16 protein-coding genes and 1 riboswitch are annotated in these 20,028 nt (G+C 40.8%); of the genes, 11 read left to right on the forward strand and 5 right to left on the reverse strand.

Going from position 1 to position 20,028, the window contains the following annotated elements; translation table 11 throughout:
- Positions 1–36: 36 nt before the first annotated feature.
- The gene (locus H5079_RS01185; RefSeq protein WP_182683336.1) at positions 37–1,350 is read right to left on the reverse strand and encodes a Na+/H+ antiporter NhaC family protein; all 1,314 of its coding nucleotides are present in this window, start codon (positions 1,348–1,350) and stop codon (positions 37–39) included.
- A gap of 308 nt (positions 1,351–1,658) precedes the next feature.
- Here H5079_RS01185 and dapB point away from each other — a divergent pair, with 308 nt between their 5' ends.
- From dapB to ribB, 7 genes are all read left to right on the forward strand, one after another.
- Positions 1,659–2,462, forward strand: coding sequence for a 4-hydroxy-tetrahydrodipicolinate reductase (dapB, locus tag H5079_RS01190; protein ID WP_182683247.1), 804 nt, complete (start codon positions 1,659–1,661; stop codon positions 2,460–2,462).
- Positions 2,463–2,822: 360 nt separating this feature from the next.
- The gene (gene carA, locus H5079_RS01195) at positions 2,823–3,959 is read left to right on the forward strand and encodes a glutamine-hydrolyzing carbamoyl-phosphate synthase small subunit (protein WP_041454397.1); all 1,137 of its coding nucleotides are present in this window, start codon (positions 2,823–2,825) and stop codon (positions 3,957–3,959) included.
- A gap of 16 nt (positions 3,960–3,975) precedes the next feature.
- A complete protein-coding gene (carB, locus tag H5079_RS01200; protein ID WP_086993409.1) occupies positions 3,976–7,194 on the forward strand; it encodes a carbamoyl-phosphate synthase large subunit in 3,219 nt (1,072 codons plus the stop codon).
- Positions 7,195–7,247: 53 nt separating this feature from the next.
- A complete protein-coding gene (gene greA / locus H5079_RS01205) occupies positions 7,248–7,724 on the forward strand; it encodes a transcription elongation factor GreA (protein ID WP_011327913.1) in 477 nt (158 codons plus the stop codon).
- A 522-nt stretch (positions 7,725–8,246) separates the two neighbouring features.
- Positions 8,247–9,092 (forward strand): magnesium transporter, encoded by an 846-nt coding sequence (locus H5079_RS01210; RefSeq protein ID WP_011327914.1) that lies wholly within the window; start codon positions 8,247–8,249, stop codon positions 9,090–9,092.
- A gap of 207 nt (positions 9,093–9,299) precedes the next feature.
- A complete protein-coding gene (locus tag H5079_RS01215) occupies positions 9,300–10,358 on the forward strand; it encodes a S66 peptidase family protein (RefSeq protein ID WP_182683248.1) in 1,059 nt (352 codons plus the stop codon).
- A gap of 64 nt (positions 10,359–10,422) precedes the next feature.
- Positions 10,423–10,603, forward strand: a riboswitch (FMN riboswitch).
- A gap of 158 nt (positions 10,604–10,761) precedes the next feature.
- Positions 10,762–11,415: a 3,4-dihydroxy-2-butanone-4-phosphate synthase gene (ribB, locus tag H5079_RS01220; RefSeq protein WP_011327916.1), complete on the forward strand. Its 654-nt coding sequence runs from the start codon at positions 10,762–10,764 to the stop codon at positions 11,413–11,415.
- A gap of 72 nt (positions 11,416–11,487) precedes the next feature.
- Here ribB and H5079_RS01225 read toward each other — a convergent pair whose 3' ends face one another.
- A complete protein-coding gene (locus H5079_RS01225; RefSeq protein WP_086993412.1) occupies positions 11,488–12,144 on the reverse strand; it encodes a nitroreductase family protein in 657 nt (218 codons plus the stop codon).
- Positions 12,145–12,312: 168 nt separating this feature from the next.
- On the opposite strand from H5079_RS01225, the gene H5079_RS01230 reads away from it, so the two are divergent.
- Both H5079_RS01230 and H5079_RS01235 read left to right on the forward strand, forming a co-directional pair.
- Positions 12,313–13,248 (forward strand): LysR family transcriptional regulator, encoded by a 936-nt coding sequence (locus H5079_RS01230; protein WP_011327919.1) that lies wholly within the window; start codon positions 12,313–12,315, stop codon positions 13,246–13,248.
- Positions 13,249–13,368: 120 nt separating this feature from the next.
- Entirely contained in the window at positions 13,369–13,992 is a 624-nt protein-coding gene (locus tag H5079_RS01235; protein WP_011327920.1) for a LysE family translocator, read from the forward strand.
- A gap of 62 nt (positions 13,993–14,054) precedes the next feature.
- On the opposite strand, the gene H5079_RS01240 is transcribed toward H5079_RS01235, so the two are convergent.
- Positions 14,055–15,725, reverse strand: coding sequence for an RluA family pseudouridine synthase (locus H5079_RS01240; RefSeq protein ID WP_182683337.1), 1,671 nt, complete (start codon positions 15,723–15,725; stop codon positions 14,055–14,057).
- Between the two features lie 312 nt (positions 15,726–16,037).
- Here H5079_RS01240 and H5079_RS01245 point away from each other — a divergent pair, with 312 nt between their 5' ends.
- A complete protein-coding gene (locus tag H5079_RS01245) occupies positions 16,038–16,301 on the forward strand; it encodes a YkgJ family cysteine cluster protein (RefSeq protein ID WP_011327924.1) in 264 nt (87 codons plus the stop codon).
- A gap of 403 nt (positions 16,302–16,704) precedes the next feature.
- Here H5079_RS01245 and H5079_RS01250 read toward each other — a convergent pair whose 3' ends face one another.
- Positions 16,705–18,573, reverse strand: coding sequence for a TonB-dependent siderophore receptor (locus tag H5079_RS01250; RefSeq protein WP_182683249.1), 1,869 nt, complete (start codon positions 18,571–18,573; stop codon positions 16,705–16,707).
- Positions 18,574–18,736: 163 nt separating this feature from the next.
- On the opposite strand from H5079_RS01250, the gene H5079_RS01255 reads away from it, so the two are divergent.
- Positions 18,737–19,246, forward strand: a complete 510-nt coding sequence (locus H5079_RS01255; protein ID WP_089368112.1) for a peptide-methionine (S)-S-oxide reductase — start codon at positions 18,737–18,739, stop codon at positions 19,244–19,246.
- Positions 19,247–19,393: 147 nt separating this feature from the next.
- Here the strand turns inward: H5079_RS01255 and H5079_RS01260 are convergent, their stop codons facing one another.
- Entirely contained in the window at positions 19,394–19,939 is a 546-nt protein-coding gene (locus tag H5079_RS01260) for a DUF4136 domain-containing protein (RefSeq protein WP_011327927.1), read from the reverse strand.
- Positions 19,940–20,028: the final 89 nt, after the last annotated feature.

The following is a 20,028-nucleotide window of genomic DNA, read 5'->3' on the forward strand; positions in this document are numbered from 1 at the left end:
AGCTTAATCACTAAGCTACAACACAGTAACGTTAATTTATGCTTTATTTCTGCGCAGACAAATAACCGCAATAGCACTAAAAGCTAATATAAAACAGTAATAAGAAGAAGTTGATACTTCCCATGGGCTAATTTTAAATGTAGCTCCAAGTAGCAATGCTTGCGCGCCATAAGGCAGGGTCCCTTGCGTTACGCAGGCAAATATATCGAGCAAACTAGCCGAGCGTTTACCAGTAATATTACCATCATCAGCAAGTTTTTTAGCAATTGGGCCGGTAACAATAATAGACACGGTATTATTAGCAATACACATATTGCTGGCCATTACTAACGCCGCTATACCGAGTTGGTCAGCCACTTTTCGATGCCACTTAGCAATCACTTTAGTAATTGCTTGGATTTTTTTCGCTATGTAATCCAGGCCACCATTAAGGCGAATAAACTCAGAAAGACCACCTATAAACATCGACAGCAAAAATATTTCTTGCATGTCGGTAAAGCCTTTATAAATATCTTTTACAAAGCTGGCGCCTTCATAGCTACCAGTAAAGCCCATAAGTGCAGCAAAAACAATACCGCTAAGCAAAACTACAAATACGTTAAAGCCCATTACCGCAAGCACTAAAATAAAGGCATAAGGCAACACTAATAAAATGTCGTAATCTTTGGTTTCAACAACTTGTGCAGCGGGTGTTAAATATAACAACAACGCAATTGTAACAATGGCGGCCGGAATAGCTATTTTAAGGTTTTCTTTAAACTTATCTTTCATTTCACAACCCTGAGTACGGGTGGCCGCAATAGTGGTATCTGAAATAATCGATAAGTTATCACCAAACATCGCGCCCGACACTATAGTACCGGCCATGAGTGCTGGATCTATGCCGGTTTTAACCGACACTGCATACGCTATAGGGCCAATGGCACCAATAGTTCCCATTGAAGTACCCATGGCGGTGGAAATTACGGCGGCAATTAAAAATAATCCAGGGAGCAATAAAGAAGGTGGAATAATTGACAAACCAGCGTTAACAACCGCATCAACGCCACCTGTGGCACCGGCAACAGCAGAAAACGCACCCGCTAATAAGTAAATTAAACACATGGTAATTATGTTGTTATTACCTACGCCTTTAATAAAGGTTTCGACGCTTTGGTTTATTGAGGTTTTATTTAAAATGAAAGCCAGAATAATGGCGGGTAAAATAGCAACAGGTGCAGGTAATTGATAAAAAGCGTAATCAACCCCTTGTGATTGTAAATATAAGCCTGAGCCTAAAAATATCGCTACAAAGGTAAGTAGGGGAAGCAAAGAAAGTATTGCTTTATTTTTGTTAAATGATGGCTGCATCATATTCCTCGTATTATTGAAAAAAGATCACAGCCAAAAACTCCTCTTTTAGCTGTGTTTAGCGAATCCTCCACTGTACTTAAACTAGGAGACCACTGCGCCCGCAAGCCAAAGACCAAATCGACGCTGAAAAGAAGTTTAAATGTATAGACGGCTAAAGTAAACTGGTATTATTACTTAAATTAAAAGTGTGACCTGACTATTACATGCTATTTAGGTAATATCTAGCCTAGTAAATAGTGTTAATTGACCAATAGTATCTTCGCGCGAGCCACAAGGTGCTGCAAATTAAAATATTAGGTAAGGTAATGACAAAAAATAAAATCGGTGTTTTTGGTGCCAACGGCAGAATGGGCTCAGCCTTATTAGAAGCAGCAAGTACAAAAGAGCATAGTGAACTTGCAGCCGCTTATGTGCGCAGTAGTTCACCGTTATTAGGCATTAATGTTAATCAACTCAACAGTGCTGCAGATAAAACAGTAACCTTTAGCGATGAAGCTAATATTACGAATGTTGATGTATTAATTGATTTTACTTTGCCAGCCGGCATGCGCACACATTTACAAACAGCGGTTAAGCAAGGTGTCCCTATTGTAATTGGTACCACCGGGCTAAACGAAGCCGATATGACATTGCTACACGAGGCTGCAAACCATATTCCTATCGTATTTGCGCGCAATTATAGTGTGGGGGTAAATGTATTACTTAATTTAGTGCAAACAGCCGCTACAAAGTTTGGCGATGATATGGATATTGAAATTTTTGAAGCGCATCATCGCCATAAAATAGATGCGCCGTCGGGTACTGCGCTGGCCATTGGCGAAGCCATTGCAGATGCAAAAGGCTGGGATCACGACAAAGTTGCCGTATACGACCGCAGCAAAGTTGAGCAGGCTAAGTCGCAAAATGAAATTGGTTACTCGGTGCTCAGAGGTGGCGACATAGTAGGTGAACACACCGCATACTTCGCAACAATGGGCGAAAGACTCGAATTAACCCATAAAGCAAGCTCAAGAATGACCTTTGCATTAGGTGCTATAAGAGCTGCAGGCTGGTTAATAAATAAACCCGCAGGACTTTATGATATGCAAGATGTGCTAGATTTGAAGTAGTTAACTTGTTCTTTCGGCTGTTTGGGTCTGAATAAAGGTACAAGCAGTTATTTATTATAATTTACTAAATAGCGTTAGATCTAAAAGAAAACTTAATGTAAAATGCAGCCAATTTGCCAAAAATTAATAATCGCGTGTTTCCAATTATACCCAAGTGGCTTGAAAAAAGCAGGGTTCAGTGGGAATAAAGTCGTTTTAAGGCAAGAAAAAATGATTAAGGTTTAAAGCTCGTTATCGGCGTCATTTAACACTGTTTATAAAATAACTTTATCCACAAAAACTCGCTTTAACAATCGCCTGGGTATTGGCGGGGCGTTAAGCATTTTGCTTAGCCTCGTTTTTTACTGTTAGGAGGTTAATTTGACTAAATCCGCTCTGTTAGTCCTAGAAGACGGCACAGTGTTTCGCGGTACTGCAATCGGCGCTGACGGCATGTCAGTAGGTGAAGTAGTATTCAATACGTCTATGACTGGTTATCAAGAAATTTTGACTGACCCATCATACGCGGAACAAATCGTAACTTTGACGTACCCACATATAGGTAATACGGGTACTAATAGCGAAGACGAAGAAGCGAATCAAATATGGGCCAAAGGCCTAGTGATCCGTGATTTGCCACTGCTAGCAAGTAATTTTCGTAGCGAGCAATCGTTAGATGATTACTTAAAACAACGTAATATTTTAGGTATTGCGGACATCGACACCAGAAAACTAACGCGTATTTTGCGTGATAAAGGCGCTCAAAACGGGTGTATTATAGCCGGTGACGAATTAGACGAAAACAAAGCGCTTCAAGCCGCGCAAGCCTTCCCAGGCTTAAAAGGTATGGATTTAGCAAAAGTAGTCTCAACCAAGGAAATGTTTGAGTGGCGCGAATCAAGCTGGACATTAGGCGAAGGTTTTAAAACCTTAAACGCGGCTGATGAAAAGTTTCATGTTGTTGCCTACGACTTCGGTGTTAAGCGTAATATTTTACGTATGCTTGTAGATCGTGGTTGTAAATTGACTGTAGTACCAGCGCAAACCTCTGCCGCTGACGTACTAGCATTAAACCCTGATGGTATCTTTTTATCTAATGGCCCGGGCGATCCAGCACCGTGTACTTATGCCATTGATGCAATTAAAACCCTTTTAGAAACCGAAATCCCTATTTTTGGTATTTGTTTAGGCCATCAATTATTAGCGCTTGCCTCAGGTGCTAAAACAGTCAAAATGAAGTTTGGCCATCATGGTGCCAACCACCCAGTTAAAGATTTAGAACGTGATGTAGTGATGATCACCGCACAAAACCATGGTTTTGCTGCCGATGAAACTACGCTACCTGATAACCTGCGTGCTACGCACACATCGTTATTTGACGGTACTTTGCAAGGTATTCATCGTACAGATAAGCCAGCGTTTAGCTTCCAAGGTCACCCTGAAGCAAGCCCAGGCCCGCACGATGCCGCCCCATTATTTGATCACTTCATCGATTTGATGCAAGCGCGTAAACACTAATTTAACCGGAGTAATAATGCCAAAACGTACCGACATAAAAAGCATTCTTATCTTAGGCGCAGGCCCAATTGTTATTGGTCAGGCTTGTGAATTTGACTACTCTGGTGCACAAGCGTGTAAAGCACTGAGAGAAGAAGGCTATCGAGTTATATTAGTTAACTCAAACCCAGCAACAATTATGACTGACCCTGATATGGCAGATGCGACGTACATCGAACCAATTCACTGGGAAGTTGTAGAAAAAATTATCGAAAAAGAAAAGCCAGATGCAATCCTACCGACTATGGGTGGGCAAACAGCATTAAACTGTGCGCTTGAATTAGACAAGCACGGCGTATTGGCTAAGCACGGCGTTGAGTTAATTGGCGCAACAGCAGATGCAATCGACAAAGCAGAAAACCGCGAACGTTTCGATACAGCAATGAAAAACATTGGTTTAGAATGCCCACGTGCTGAAATTGCTCATTCAATGGATGAAGCAAGAGACATCATTACTCGCATTGGCTTACCGTGTATTATCAGGCCTTCTTTTACTATGGGCGGCACCGGTGGTGGTGTAGCGTATAACTTAGAAGAGTTTGAAGAAATTTGTGAGCGTGGCTTAGACTTATCGCCAACGAACGAATTGCTAATTGATGAATCACTGATTGGTTGGAAAGAATACGAAACAGAAGTTGTACGTGATAAAAACGACAACTGTATTATTGTTTGTACCATTGAAAACTTTGACCCTATGGGTGTGCACACGGGTGATTCGATCACAGTTGCACCAGCGCAAACATTAACCGACAAAGAATACCAAATTATGCGTAACGCCTCTATGGCGGTATTACGTGAAATTGGTGTTGAAACAGGCGGTTCTAACGTACAGTTCGGTATTAATCCTGAAGATGGCCGTATGGTTATCATCGAGATGAACCCACGCGTATCACGCTCATCAGCATTAGCGTCAAAAGCAACGGGTTTCCCAATTGCTAAAATTGCTGCAAAATTAGCCGTAGGCTACACACTTGACGAACTACAAAATGATATTACTGGCGGTAAAACACCCGCGTCGTTTGAGCCGGCAATTGACTATGTAGTTACAAAAATACCTCGCTTTAACTTTGAAAAATTTGCCGGTGCGAACGACCGTTTAACCACGCAAATGAAATCAGTAGGCGAAGTAATGGCGATTGGTCGTAACCAACAAGAGTCATTACAAAAAGCATTACGTGGCCTTGAAGTGGGTGCAACTGGTTTTAACCCAATTGTGGCGCTTGACGACCCTAAAGCAAAAGAAATTATCATTCGTGAACTACGCGAGCCAGGTGCAGAGCGTATTTGGTATATTGCCGATGCAATGCGCCATGGTATGAGCGTTGAGGATGTTTACGAGCTGACAAAAATTAACCGCTGGTTCTTAGTACAAATAGAAGACATTTTAAAAGACGAAGCAAAAATTAGCGACGTAGGCATGGCAGGCTTAAATGCCGACTTCCTACGCAAGTTAAAGCGTAAAGGTTTTGCTGACCCACGTATTGCAGAAATTGCAGGCGTATCAGAAGCTGAAATTCGTAAAAAGCGTCATTTACTAAACATTCTACCAGTATACAAGCGTGTTGATACCTGTGCTGCAGAGTTTAGTTCAGACACAGCTTACATGTACTCAACTTACGATGAAGAGTGTGAAGCTAACCCAACAACCCGTGACAAAATCATGGTGATTGGTGGCGGTCCTAACCGCATTGGTCAAGGCATTGAGTTTGATTACTGTTGTGTACACGCTTCGCTTGCACTGCGTGAAGACGGTTATGAAACCATTATGGTTAACTGTAACCCTGAAACGGTATCTACCGATTACGACACCTCAGATCGTTTATACTTTGAACCAATTACCCTTGAAGATGTACTAGAAATTGTACGTGTTGAAAAGCCAGTGGGTGTAATTGTGCAGTACGGTGGTCAAACACCGCTTAAATTAGCGCGTGAACTTGAAGCGAATGGCGTGCCAGTTATTGGTACATCGCCAGATGCAATAGACCGTGCAGAAGACCGCGAACGTTTTCAACAATTAGTTGAGCGTTTAAATCTACTGCAACCAGAAAACGCTACGGTAACATCAACTGAAGAAGCAATTTTAAAATCAGTTGAAATTGGCTTTCCATTAGTAGTACGTCCATCGTATGTACTAGGTGGTCGCGCCATGGAAATTGTATACGACGAGCAAGACTTACGTCGCTACATGACCGAAGCAGTACAAGCCTCAAACGAAGCACCAGTATTACTAGACCGCTTTTTAGATAACGCGATTGAAGTTGACGTTGACGCAATTTGCGACGGCGAGCAAGTAATTATTGGCGGTATTATGGAGCACATAGAGCAAGCGGGTGTTCACTCAGGTGACTCAGCATGTTCATTACCGGCTCACACGCTATCGCAAGAAGTACAAGATGTAATGCGCAAGCAAGTTACTGATATGGCACTTGAACTTGGTGTTGTTGGTTTAATGAATACTCAGTTTGCTGTAAAAGATGGCTTAGTGTATTTAATTGAAGTTAACCCACGTGCTGCACGTACCGTACCGTTTGTATCAAAAGCAACCGGTGTTGCACTTGCAAAAGTAGCTGCACGTTGTATGGCGGGTCAGTCTTTGGCAAGCCAAGGTATAACTAAAGAAGTTATTCCTCCATATTACAGCGTAAAAGAAGTTGTTTTACCATTTGCTAAGTTTCAAGGTGTGGATCCAATCCGTGGCCCTGAGATGCGTTCAACCGGTGAAGTGATGGGTGTTGGTGATACTTTCGCCGAAGCGTTCGCAAAAGCACAATTAGGTGCAAGCAATACTTTACCACGCGGTGGTCGCGCGCTATTATCCGTGCGTGATAGCGATAAGCCACGTATTGTTGAACTAGCTAAAATCATGACAGACCTTGGTTTTGAAATAGATGCAACAGGTGGTACAGCTGCTGCACTTGAAAATGCTGACATTGCGGTTCGCCGTGTAAATAAAGTATTTGAAGGGCGCCCGCACATTCTTGATAGAATCAAAAGTGGCGAGTATAGCTATATTGTTAATACCACAGAAGGTCGCCAAGCGATTGAAGATTCGAAGGTGTTACGTCGTGGTGCTTTACAGCACAAAACCAACTATACTACGACCTTAAATGCGGCGTTTGCAAACTGTACAGCAAACCAAGCAGATGACCGTGGGAAGGTGACGTCAGTTCAAGAACTACACCTGCGATTGAACTAAGGAAATGTGCCAAGGCCGTTAAATTGCGGCCTTGGGATTAAGTGAGAAAAAGTATGCAAACAATTCCGATGACAGTTCGTGGTGCAGATTTACTGCGCAAAGAACTTACCGAATTAAAAACAGTTACCCGTCCTAAAATCGTCAGCGATATTGCAGTTGCACGAGAGCATGGTGACTTAAAAGAGAATGCTGAGTATCACGCTGCGCGTGAGCAACAGGGTTTTTGTGAAGGCCGAATTCAAGAAATTGAAGCTAAGCTTTCAAATGTACAAATAATTGATGTAACTAAAATGCCTAATACCGGCAAAGTTATTTTTGGTACAACAGTTACTATTGTCAACGTTGAAACTGATGTTGAAGTTAAATACCAGATTGTTGGTGATGACGAAGCAAGTATTAAAGATAATCGTATTTCGGTTAATTCACCGATCGCACGAGGTTTAATTGGTAAGCAAGCAGATGATGCTGTGAACATTGAAACCCCTAAAGGCACCGTTGAATACGAAATCATCGAGGTTGAGTATATTTAATAACTCACTTTACGTGTAAATAAAAGCCAGTGTATTAATACACTGGCTTTTTTGTTTTAAAGTGTTTAAAAGTGTTAAAACAGCCCTTATAAATTGGCCTTAAAAATTTTACTTTGTTACCATATACAGGCTGCAAATTAAGCAGTTTACTCGGAGATATTTATGAACGATACCGACCATCCCTCTAGATTGAGGGCAGAAAAATAACCCGTATTGGTATTTATCTTCTATAAATCTACCTAAGCGGTAGAGTAATTTTATTCTTTCCTATTTTTCTTCTCTCAGACACCTAGATATAAATAATGAAATTAGCCTTATTAAAGTGCTGATTATAGTTACTAGTACGCTGGTATTTTAATCAGTCATATAGTTTCATTATTTGATGGTCGTTACCTTATGCTAATGTGTTTTACTCCTAATTAATGGCTATTAGCTAAGCAGTAGTTTTAACTGTTTGAACGCCATGTTATTAATTTAAATAAAATACAATTAGCCTAGCATTAGCCAATCGGGAGATTCGCCATGACGGTAATGAGCAAAAACTACGTAGAAAATAACCCACACTTTTCTCAAGCAGAAATAGGGGCGGCTAGAAAAGTGTTTTTAGCGCACAGCTATAATAAACAAGTGCACTTATTAACAATAATGGATGTTGAAGAAGCGGTTGCTATTTTACAGCACTGTTCAATTACTTATGTACAAGACTTAATAAGTCGTTTAGAAAAAGACGGTTACGACAAACTCGCTCGACACTATGCGCATCAGTTGGGTTTTATTCACTCAGAAGTTGAAACAGCGCAAAGTTATTTAAATACCTCGGCACTGGGGCATGTGCAGCAGCGTATTGGCTGGATCATAGTATTAGCGTTATTAGGTATAGTGTCTGGGTTAATTATTACTCAATACGAAGACACATTAAGCCAGTTAGTATTGTTGGCAGTGTACATGCCGGTTATTGCGGCTGCGGGCGGTAACACAGGCTCACAAGCGGCTACTTTGGTAATACGGGCGTTAGCAACAGGCGAGCTGAAAAAAAGACAATGGTTTGCTGTATTTCTTAAAGAAAGCCAAATTGCAGTGTGTCTTGCGTTAGCGGTGGCGGGCGTAATGGTTATTCGCATCTTATTTTTTAGCGATGTTAAATCTGCCGGTGGGTTCGATTTAAATATAATTGCGATGGCCATCGCAGTGGCATTGTTTATTCAGGTAACTATTTCTACTACGCTAGGGGGGTTATTACCTATTTTAGCGCGGGCACTTAAGCTAGACCCCGCGGTATTAGTGAGCCCTGTATTGGCATCAATTGTTGATATATCGGGGATGTGGATTTACTTTACCGTAGTTAACTATTTTTTAGAAATTGGTTAAATCAAAAATTTTAGGTTTATATGTTTTGCGCTAATCACTTAACACTCAGTAATTAGCGCAAAACTTAGTTTGAATTTATTCTTGCACATTTCCCCCTCTACCAATTACTTTTAACTAAAATTTCTTTAGGTTATTCATCTGCCATCAATTTGATCTATGCTGATATGGATCAATACGGTTTAACGTCCTCTCAAATAAGGATAAATAATGGCTAATATACTTTACCCGGCACCTTTAAAAGTAGGTTCTAAAATTGCGGTGTGTTCGCTTTCAGAAGGGATCGCGGCTAAATATCATGCTCGTTTAGAGAGTGTAATAAACGGTTTAAAACAGCGTGGCTATGAAGTAATTGAGGGGGCGTTTTTACGGCGCAGCGAAGCAACAGCAGAATTAGCTACCAAAGCCCATGCAGAGCAGTTAATGGGCTTTTTAGTTGACGATAGTATTGATGCAATTATGCCTCCCTTTGGTGGCGAACTTGCGATGGAAATACTGCCGCAACTTGATTTTAATGCTATTAAACAGGCTAAACCCAAATGGCTTGTGGGGTTTTCAGATGTGAGTACTGTGGCCTGTGCACTCACTGCTAAATGCCAATGGGCAACGCTGCATTGTGCCAATTTAATGCAATTGCACCCAAATGAAAAAAGCCCGTATTGCTTACAAATATTTGAAACCCTAAGTTGTGCAGCAAATAGTGAGTTTACACAGGCACCATCAACACATTATCAAAAAGTAGCCCCCGATTATGCACAGCACCCAGAAGCCTTATTTAATTATACCGAGACGACTCAGTGGCAATGCTTAAATTACTTTGATCAGCGTACTATCGAAATGTCGGGGCGTTTATTTGGAGGCTGCCTAGATACCGTGGGTTTATTACTCGATTCACCATTTTTAGACCTGCATGAATTTAAAAAGCACAGCGCGCCCGAAGGGCTAATTTTATACTTAGAAAATTCAGAGTTAACCCCCACTACTGTAGCGCGATTTTTACTGTCGTTAAAACTAGCTGGTATATTTGACGACATTAACGGCATAATTATCGGCCGCAGTGAAATTACACAAGGCAAAAACCCCGAATTTGACTATCGCCACGCATTAAATGTAGCGCTTGGGGGCTGTATGTTTCCGGTTATTATAGATGCAGATATAGGCCATATTGCACCTAACTTAAATTTAATTAACGGTGCTACTTGCACATTAATTGCCGATATAAACGAAGGCAGAGTAATAAAAGCGTCATTAAATACGTCGCTCTCTTAATTGGCTTTGAATAACGTGTCGGTACAGGGGTATAATAAGCTGGCTTTTATAATTCGTTATTTAAGTACATTCTCAGGGCGGGGCGAAATTCCCCACCGGCGGTATGTTTAATTCACTATTTCAATTACATTTGTAGTGTTTAAATAAGCCCGCGAGCGCTTTGTTGTTTTATATAATATCAAAGGTCAGCAGATCTGGTGAGATGCCAGAGCCGACGGTTACAGTCCGGATGAAAGAGAATATGGCTTAATATAGCGTTAATAGTGCGTGGTTTTTGGCTGTGTGCTATTTATGTTTTTTAATTTAAGTTATTGTTGGTACTTATACTTTAATGCTTTTAGAGTTTATTTTATCGATCCTTTCAGTGTCCTGAATCTATTTATTTTTAATCAGGAATATAATGATGATTCAGTCTCTACTTACTCAATTTGGCGAGCCGTTAACGCGCGTCGAAAATGCCATTACCGCACTACAGCAAGGCCAAGGCGTATTGGTTGTTGATGACGAAAACCGTGAAAACGAAGGTGACTTTGTATTTTCAGCCGAGCATTTAACCACCGCCCAAATGGCTGAGATGATCCGCGAAGGCAGCGGCATTGTGTGTTTATGCATGGGGGAGGAGCGCATAAAACAGCTCGACCTACCGCAAATGGTTACTCATAACACCAGTCAAAACAATACCGCTTACACCATAACCATTGAGGCCAAAGAGGGCGTAACTACTGGCGTTTCTGCAGCCGATAGAGTTACAACGATTAAAGCCGCCACAGCCGACAATGCTAAACCTGAGGATTTATCGCGCCCAGGGCATGTATTTGGCTTAAAAGCTAAAACGGGTGGAGTACTGGTACGCCGTGGTCATACCGAAGCATCTGTAGATTTAATGCAACTTGCGGGTTTAAAGCCGTTCGGCGTTATTTGCGAGCTAACTAACCCCGATGGCTCAATGGCGCGTTTACCTGAGGTGAGCGGTTATGCAAATAAGCATAATATGCCAGTGGTATCGATAGAGGATTTAGTGCAGTACATTCAAATTGCACAACAAAAAGTAAGTTAACTGCAATAAAAAACCCCTGTTTAATTTAATTAAACAGGGGTTTAAATTATTAAAAACGGGCGATAAACGCGATTATAAAACCTGAATTACTTGCTCAGCGTCTAAACGCGATTTAGGTAACTTAGCATTATAGTCCTCAGCGCTATCGTGATAGCCCAGCGCTAATGCGACATCACATACGTAACCATCTAATTCTTTCGCAAAAATTTCACCAAGTAACTGCGCATCTACGCCTTCCATTGGGGTTGAGTCAATGCCTAAACGAGCTGCTGCGTGCATGGTATTACCAAGTGCAATGTAAGTTTGCGCTTTAGTCCAAGTTGCATTATTGCCTTGCTCATCGGTATTCATATCTACAAACGCAAACGCGCCAAAAGCTTGTTCACGGTTTTCGCTTTGCGTGCGACCATTTTTAATATCTGTGTCTATAACGTGTGCGTAATCATCACGGGTATAGTTAGTTTTGTGAGCAAAAAGCACAATATGCGATGCTGTTTTTGCGTGCTTTTGATTAAACTGAAACATATTTGCAAAGCTGTCATGAAAACGTTGCTTAGCTTGATCAGACTCAATAACAATAAACTTCCACGGTTGTGAGTTAATTGATGAAGGCGATAAACGCATAGCTTCATAAATTACGTTAAGGTCGTGATCGCTAATACGTTTAGCTGCATCATAATGTTTGGCCGTGTGGCGTTTTTCTAAATCGCTAATAATAGGGTGAGTCATGGTTTTCTCCGGGTAAATTTAACTTTAAAACAATCATACTTAACAGATAAAAATTAACGATTGGTTAGAGTAATAAGTGCTTAGTGCGAATGGCAGCTAATATACGCTTTGCTTTGTGAAAAATAAACAGCATAATAATTGAAACATTATCAAATAAAAATAGATAATATGCAGATAGACGATCTTAAACTTATTTTAAAAGTTGCAGAATTTAGAAGCATTACTTTAGCCGCAGCAAAATGCGATATGCGCACCGCAACCGCGAGTGCTGCCATTAAACGTGTAGAGTTAGCCCTTGGCAGTGAGCTGTTTATAAGAACAACACGCCACTTACGCCTTTCGGCAGCGGGTGAGCGTTACATTCCTCAGTGTGAGCAAGCACTTGCAGTGCTAGAGCAAGCAAAACAAAACCTCAAAGGCGAACATGATGAAATTGAGGGAGAGCTGCGCGTTGCACTGTCATCAGATTTTGGGCGTAATTTAGTGATCCCCTGGATTGATGAGCTTATGGATAATTATCCTAAACTCAGTTTAAGAACGCATATAAGCGACAGTAACGTTGATTTTTATCGTGATTCGGTCGATATAGCGCTGCGTTATGGATCTCCGAGCGATACTAATATGTATGGTTTTAAAATTTGTAACGTACCACGGCTCCTTTGCGCCACTCAAGAATACTTAATAGCACATGGTAGCCCCAATCACCCAGACGAATTGAATCGTCATCAGGGCATGTTTTATCAACTACAAGACATTATAAATAACAGCTGGGAATTTACCGACGGGCAAAGTAAGTTTAAAGTTAAAATGCAAGGTAAGCGTGCCTCTAACGATGGCGATTTAGTTAGGCGCTGGTGCGTTGCAGGTAAGGGGCTGGCGGTTAAGTCAGCGCTCGATATAGCAGATGATTTACTGGCCGATAGGGTGGTTACGGTGATGCCAAATTATCAACATGTTAGCGGTGAGTTATGGCTTATTTGCCCAAGCAGGCAGTCAATTACTCCCGCGGTGCGTTTACTGCGCGATGTGTGCCGTGAAAAATGCCGCACAATTTTAAAACAGTTAATTGCCAAAGGTATTATTGATAAAAGTGTATTGGACTAGCCATTTATTTACGCTTGATAATTTTAAGTGTAGGGTATAAATATAAGGCTTTAGCTTAAGGTGGTAAATATTAAGTCGGGCAGTTAAATTTAAATAAAGGACTTTTAATAAGGTGTGCTTATGGATTATTTAGTTGCAACCGTATTTTTTGCTGTATCAGCTTCGGTCACTCCTGGGCCAAATAACATCATGCTTATGACCTCAGGGGTAAATTTTGGCGTGCGAAAAAGCCTACCTTTACTTACGGGGATCTGTATTGGTTTTGCCTTAATGATACTACTGATAGGCTTAGGCTTTGGGCAATTATTTGCGTTGTTCCCTAATTTGCATTTAATTATTAAGTGCTTAGGAACACTGTACTTGCTGTATTTAGCATGGCTTATTGCTAAATCTGGCAGTGTAAACTCAACAAACAGTCAAACCAAGCCGCTTACTTTTATAAAAGGAGCACTATTTCAGTGGGTAAATGGTAAAGCATGGGTTGTAGCCACTGGTGCTATTGCGGCGTTTACAACCGTTGGCGCAGGTTATTACGGGCAAAGTTTTACATTAGCGCTGACGTTTTTGTTGGTTGCTTTTCCGTGTGCAGGAGTATGGTTGTTTTTTGGTACATTATTAAAGCAAGTATTAAAGTCTGAACGTTATAGACGCTACTTTAATTATACTATGTCGGCGTTACTGGTTTTATCGGTAGCACCTGTGGTGAAAGAAATTACGCTGCAGGTATTCTCCCAAGGCGTTTAAACAAAACACCCTGAGAGCAAATTTAAACAATAAGAAGTCAATGGGCCTAGGCTCGACCATTTTTAAAAGTCGGGCGCTACTTCAAACTCTAACTGCTGATGATTAATCGGGTGGCAAAACGATAAGTACTCGGCATGTAAATGTAATCTATTGGCTTTTTCACCGTAGTGATCATCACCAACTATGGGCATATTTAAGCCTAACTTATGCGCGCAATGTACTCTTAGCTGGTGCGTACGCCCCGTTTTAGGGTAAAGGTGCAAGCGGGTAATATTATCTTTTCGCTCTAACACCTGCCAAGTAGTAAGGGATGCTTTACCGTGTTGATAACACACTAATTGGCGCGGTTTGTCATCAAAATCTAAGCGCAGAGGTAAATCAATTGTACCACTGTTTTGAACTACATTTCCGGCAACTAAAGCAACGTAACGTTTTTCGATGGTACGCTCTATAAACTGTTTTTGCAGGGCTTTATGCGCTCTTTTATTGAGTGCAATAATTAATAACCCTGACGTTGACATATCTAAGCGATGCACAATGAGCGGGCCGGTAGCGTGTGGAAATTGTGTTTTAATGCGCAAATAAACCGAGTCTTCAATATTAACCCCAGGAACGGACAAAAATTCAGCAGGTTTATTGATCACTAATATATCGTGATCTTGGTAAATAATAGTTAAATCTTTACCAATAGCAGGGTTGATCAATAATGGATTTTCTTCTACATGTAAGCCATTGAGCATATGCCCTAAAATAGGTTGGCATTTACTATAACAAGACGGGTAGTAATGTTTATGATGCCTAATAGCTGATTTAGGCGCAGCGCCCCACCAAAATTCTGCCAAAGCTAAAGGTTTTAAATTATGTTGATACGCATATTGCAATAACTTAGGGGCGGCGCAATCTCCTGCGCCTGCTGGTGGCGTATGCTCAGGCAAGGGTGCAAAAATAGCGTTTAGATCTTTAGTTTCGTTATTAGCATTTAAAAATTGGTATTGCGCAAACAGCTTTTTTTGTAAGCTTTTAGAAAGTGTTTTACGACGTTTTTTTAAGTGTGCAATTTCATCAGTAATATTATTTAGAGCTTGCTGCAGGGTGTCGAGCTTACTTTGCCATTGCTGCTTTAGTGCTTGTAGTTGCTTTTTTTCGACAATACTTTGCCCCGCTAACTGAATTTTTAGCTGCTCAAAGTCAGTTGGGGATAACTGAGTGCTTGCATCAGTGCGTTGTTGTTTACGCATTCGGCGGCTAACTTGCATTACCGCTTGCTGCGCTTCTAACTGCTGCTGATAAGTGGCATTGGCTTGGTTAAATGCGTTATTAAGAGTGCTAAATTGCTCACTATTTTCTAGCTGCTCAATTTGGGCGTTAATATTATTAATAATGCTGCTTTGTGCTAAATACTCAGCATCGTGTAGCTGCATATCGGCCACGGCAGGTACAAAGTTAATTTTACTGCTTACGCCCTCAAGTTGCCCCGAGTAAGCGGCTAAATAACCAAGCTGTTGCTGATTATTTTGCACCACGAGTACGCCAAACATTTTACCCGACTCTTCATTATTAGCTGGGTTTGCCAAGTACTCTAACTGTGTTTCGAGCTGTTGTTGCAACTGCTCGGTTGCTGCTACAGCAATTGCTTTAGGCTCATAGTAAAAAGGAAAAGTAAATTTTTCTGGCAGCGCCATGTGATTTACAGGCGCTGAAAATGGCGTAAAGCAAGTAGCAATATTTGGCATGGGCAATATAATAATGAAGTTTTTAACAAGATAATTAGCCAATATAATAACATAGTCGCTGCTATGTCACTAAGTGTGTTGTGTTATTAGTATGTGCCTTAATTGTTTGATGTAACGGGTTGCTGCAAAGTTTTAATTAAATGAGTAGCGCCATTATTTATCGTAATTCGTGTTAAAATATTAGCCCGTTAAAAAATCAATGTTTTAGTGAGCTAGGCTGGACTTTAATTTTACAAAACGCTAAGCGTTAATATCGTGTGTGTAGCATCAACTAGATTACTAATAAGCAAATGCATTTAAACAGAGGTTATTATGAAAACACAGCCTATGGCGTGTCGGTTAGGCTGTGGGGCATGTTGTATTGCGCCAAGTATTAGCTCACCCATTCCAGGAATGCCAAACGGTAAAAAGGCCGGAGAGCGTTGTATTCAGCTAGATGAGCGTAATTTATGTAAGTTATTTGGCGACGCTAGTCGGCCAAAAGTGTGCAGCGATTTTAGCGCCACACTGGATGTATGCGGTACAACTAACGCGCAGGCTTTAGCGCTTATTACTGAGCTTGAAGAGTTGACTTAATCCTCGTTTTTAATACACACATATTTACATTTATTTATAAATAAGTGTTTTAAATACTTGAATGCAAAAATTGAAAGCTGCGCTTTTCGCATCAGCAAGCTCAACGCTTACAATTAAAGTACAGGTTTGTGGCTGTTTTTGTAGATGCGAAGCTTGCTTGCGTGACGGGCAAAGCCTGTAAAGTGATTTACTTACAAAGAGGTTAAGAGACGCTGCGCTTTTAGAGAAAGAGATAGACCCGAAATAAGTCCTTATTATTCGAATTTAGGATTATATATTTACTCCCATTATCTGCTCTTTGTACAATAGTGTTTTACTTTAAATAATTGAACTGTGCTTTTCACGTGAGCAAGCCTATCATCTACAACCACCTGGTAAATAATAAGCTTGCTTGTGAAGTGGGCTACCAGCTATACGTTGCGCTTAGCGTATATTGCTCGCCACGTCCAGGAGTGCCCGGGATCTCTTGAAACGATTCATTCCACAGGTTATCTGCGGCCAATGTAATAAATAAGTTTTTAATCTGCGGCGGCATTATTTTTAAGGTTAAATGAGTAAATAACGCATCATCATCGCCACTGCGCAGCGTATTTTCATGTTGTTTGCGCCACTCGTTATCTATACGAAACTCTAAAATATCTGTTGGGTTCCAAATAGCCGCAAGGGTTAGCCTATGGTCTGGGTAGTTTAATGCGTAAAAGCTGGCATCTATATCGGCTGCGCCATAATTCTCTGATTTTTTTAAAAAGCTATAACTGGCAATAATTTCTGCGTTATCAAAATGCTTAGTTGCAAGAAACTCAACCCCCGAGGTATTAATATCTACCGGATTGGCAAAGCGGGCAGAAGTGGCATCAAAACTATAAGTCCAATCGGTTAAGTTATCATCTTGACGATAAAAAACAGCAGAGTTAAAGCGCCAACTTTGTCGTTCTAATAATAAGCCCAGCTCGAGGTTTTTAGTACTTTCGCGCTCAAGGTTATAGTTACTTCTAAACAAACCGCCAGTGTCACTGCCGCCAATTGCGGTATAGCCTGCTACTTGGCTTGCCTGTGCATACGATAAATAAACAGTGCGCTCAGTGCCGTCGCTATTTTGTGTATTTAAAGTTATATCACCAATAAGTGAAATTTCAGAATCGTCACGATTGGTATCGTCAAAAGCCGCACCAAGGCGAATAGTAAGGTGTTGATCGCTCTCAAGTGCCATTTGGTACTCTGGCAGCACACTTACTTTATAAAAATTACGTGAGGTAAAATTATTTTCAAGCGTGGTCGATTCAATCGAATCATTAATAAATTGCGCAGAATAATTGAGAGCAAAAGACGTGCTGTACGCATGGCGCCCTGAAAGTGCTAGTGATTTAACGTCGGTTTGATGAAACGCTTCGAATGACATTGGGTTTTCACGAGAATACACATAGTGATCCTCGTGTTTACGATAATATGTAGATACTTCAAACGAGCTCTCGGCGCTATAGTTTTGCTTATGGTTGAGCATAAATAGCTGAGTTTTAAGATCTTCAGTTTCGTTAACCCCAAAAGGAGTATACAAATTTGGCCAACCAAAAAACTTTTCTTGAGAGCCAAAAAACAGATCGGTTTGTGAGTCTGGCCCCACTAATTGAACACGGCTTGAGGCGCGGGTAAAGTCATGATCGCCATAATCAATAGAGCCATCACTTTGTGAGTGAGAAAACTCGCCTTCCACACCCAGCTGCCAATCGGTAATACCATCCAATGGTATATTCACGCCCGCATGCAGGCTTTGTAAATTAAAATCATTGCTACCAACCCCAAGTGACACGCTACCACCTGTACTAATTGGCTTCCAAGCAAACGATACTGTACCAACTGAACTGTTAACGCCATAAAGTGCATTATCTGCTGCGGTGAATATAGCTGGGCCACGTAGCATTTGCGGCGCTATAGGAATTTCGGCAAAGTAATGTCCCGACTGCGGATCGAACAAAGTGGCGCTGCCAACCCTAAAACCAGTATTTTCGAAAATACCACCACGAATGGTTACATCTGCTTGTGCTTCGGCCATATTACGCGATTGCACATCAACACGCGGATCATACTCTAAATTAGAAACCGGTGAGTCGAAAGTGCCCACGGGTTCTTTATTTGCAGTAGGGGAGGCTTCAACCGTTATTTGCTCTATTGCAGTGGCATTTTTAGTTTCCACTTCAGCGTAGGCAAAGTCAGTAACACTGCATAGCAATGTAGGTAATAATACGGGTAATATAAGGCGCGGGGCACGATTCATGTTTTTCTCATTTTTGTATATGTAATTGTGCTAACAATTAAATCCGAAACACCCTGTTAAGGCGTGATAAAGTAGTCAAATAATTGTAATTTGGCTTGGTATTGTATATTAATCTTAAAAAATTGCATTTGATAATCATTCGTAAAGTAGGGTAATTGATTTTATGAGCACAGTACAAACAAACGAAAATTCGCATCTAGAAAGTATTTACTTTGCCGGAGGCTGCCTTTGGGGGGTACAAGAGTTTATTAAGTACTTACCCGGCGTTGTTACCACTGAGGCTGGGCGAGCTAATGGCACAAATAATAATACACAAGGTGAATACGACGGTTATGCCGAGTGCGTGAAAGTAACCTTTGATATAACAGCCGTGACACTCTATAAACTGATTGAATACTTTTTTGAGATTATTGACCCTTACAGTGTTAATAAGCAGGGTAACGATGTTGGTTTAAAATACCGTAGTGCTATTTATAGTAAACAGCAATGTCACTTAACAATTGCAAACGACTATATAAATCAACGCGCTGATGCAGATAAAATAGTGGTACAAGTTCAGTTGCTAACCAATTATGTTCCCAGCGATGCAGAGCACCAAGACCGGTTAACTAATTTTCCCGATGACTATTGTCATATCCCACCTGAGTTATTACATAAATATAAATCGAAATAAAGTTAAAGTCTGCTATATCAATTATGCTAAGAGCAACTGTTTCTCTCATCAGTAAGCTCTGTGGCTATAGTAAAACTTTAATAAAAAACATTCAGCCACAAAAAAGCTCACAAATTGTGAGCTTTTTATGTGCTTTAAAACCTGCCGCTACTTTTGTGGCGGGAAGTTATTTAAAATTTTAGCGACTGTTTTTCTAACCGACAGTTCACGTTGCTCAGGAGATTGGTTTTTCTTTAATCGACCATCTTCAGCGCCGCGCCATACTAACTGGTTTGATTCACGGTCAATAATATCAATAACTAAAGTACCTACTTCGTATTCACGAGCAGATATATCGTTTTGATACCCTAAACCCCACGAGCTCCAACGAGCGCCGTAGCCAATATTAAAAGAACTTACGTCTAGCTCTTTATCTACCGATGCATGGTAGTTTACCAGCACGTCTGCTTGAGCAGGATCGGCTAAGCTCATGCCCATTTTTTGATTAAGCTCACTGCTTATTGCGCTGCGTACACGTTTTTCCATTAACGCATTAATTTGATAATTATTGGTGTCTTTTGTTAAATCTGCATTTTCTACCCACGCAAACGTTTTATAGTTAGCAAAGTTTGCTGACTTGTCGTAATCCCAATCTGCGGTTTGCGTACAAGCAGTTAAAAACGCAAGTGCGGCTACAATAAAAATATTTTTCATACAGTTTACTCCTAATCTTTTTTATAAAATAACACACATTGTTAGGCAGTGTGATATTTAAGCGCTTAACAACAGTTTAGCTGCTATAG

Source organism: Pseudoalteromonas sp. SG44-5, assembly GCF_014164175.1.
Taxonomy (GTDB): domain Bacteria; phylum Pseudomonadota; class Gammaproteobacteria; order Enterobacterales; family Alteromonadaceae; genus Pseudoalteromonas; species Pseudoalteromonas nigrifaciens.

Bases quoted from the DNA above. Each gene is read 5' to 3' on its own strand.
- H5079_RS01240 (WP_182683337.1), bottom strand. From the start codon at position 15,725: ATGCCAAATATTGCTACTTGCTTTACGCCATTTTCAGCGCCTGTAAAT.
- H5079_RS01245 (WP_011327924.1), top strand. From the start codon at position 16,038: ATGAAAACACAGCCTATGGCGTGTCGGTTAGGCTGTGGGGCATGTTGT.
- H5079_RS01260 (WP_011327927.1), bottom strand. From the start codon at position 19,939: ATGAAAAATATTTTTATTGTAGCCGCACTTGCGTTTTTAACTGCTTGT.
- H5079_RS01230 (WP_011327919.1), top strand. From the start codon at position 12,313: ATGCAGATAGACGATCTTAAACTTATTTTAAAAGTTGCAGAATTTAGA.
- carB (WP_086993409.1), top strand. From the start codon at position 3,976: ATGCCAAAACGTACCGACATAAAAAGCATTCTTATCTTAGGCGCAGGC.
- ribB (WP_011327916.1), top strand. From the start codon at position 10,762: ATGATTCAGTCTCTACTTACTCAATTTGGCGAGCCGTTAACGCGCGTC.
- dapB (WP_182683247.1), top strand. From the start codon at position 1,659: ATGACAAAAAATAAAATCGGTGTTTTTGGTGCCAACGGCAGAATGGGC.
- H5079_RS01235 (WP_011327920.1), top strand. From the start codon at position 13,369: ATGGATTATTTAGTTGCAACCGTATTTTTTGCTGTATCAGCTTCGGTC.
- H5079_RS01215 (WP_182683248.1), top strand. From the start codon at position 9,300: ATGGCTAATATACTTTACCCGGCACCTTTAAAAGTAGGTTCTAAAATT.
- H5079_RS01255 (WP_089368112.1), top strand. From the start codon at position 18,737: ATGAGCACAGTACAAACAAACGAAAATTCGCATCTAGAAAGTATTTAC.
- H5079_RS01250 (WP_182683249.1), bottom strand. From the start codon at position 18,573: ATGAATCGTGCCCCGCGCCTTATATTACCCGTATTATTACCTACATTG.
- H5079_RS01185 (WP_182683336.1), bottom strand. From the start codon at position 1,350: ATGCAGCCATCATTTAACAAAAATAAAGCAATACTTTCTTTGCTTCCC.
- H5079_RS01225 (WP_086993412.1), bottom strand. From the start codon at position 12,144: ATGACTCACCCTATTATTAGCGATTTAGAAAAACGCCACACGGCCAAA.
- H5079_RS01210 (WP_011327914.1), top strand. From the start codon at position 8,247: ATGACGGTAATGAGCAAAAACTACGTAGAAAATAACCCACACTTTTCT.
- greA (WP_011327913.1), top strand. From the start codon at position 7,248: ATGCAAACAATTCCGATGACAGTTCGTGGTGCAGATTTACTGCGCAAA.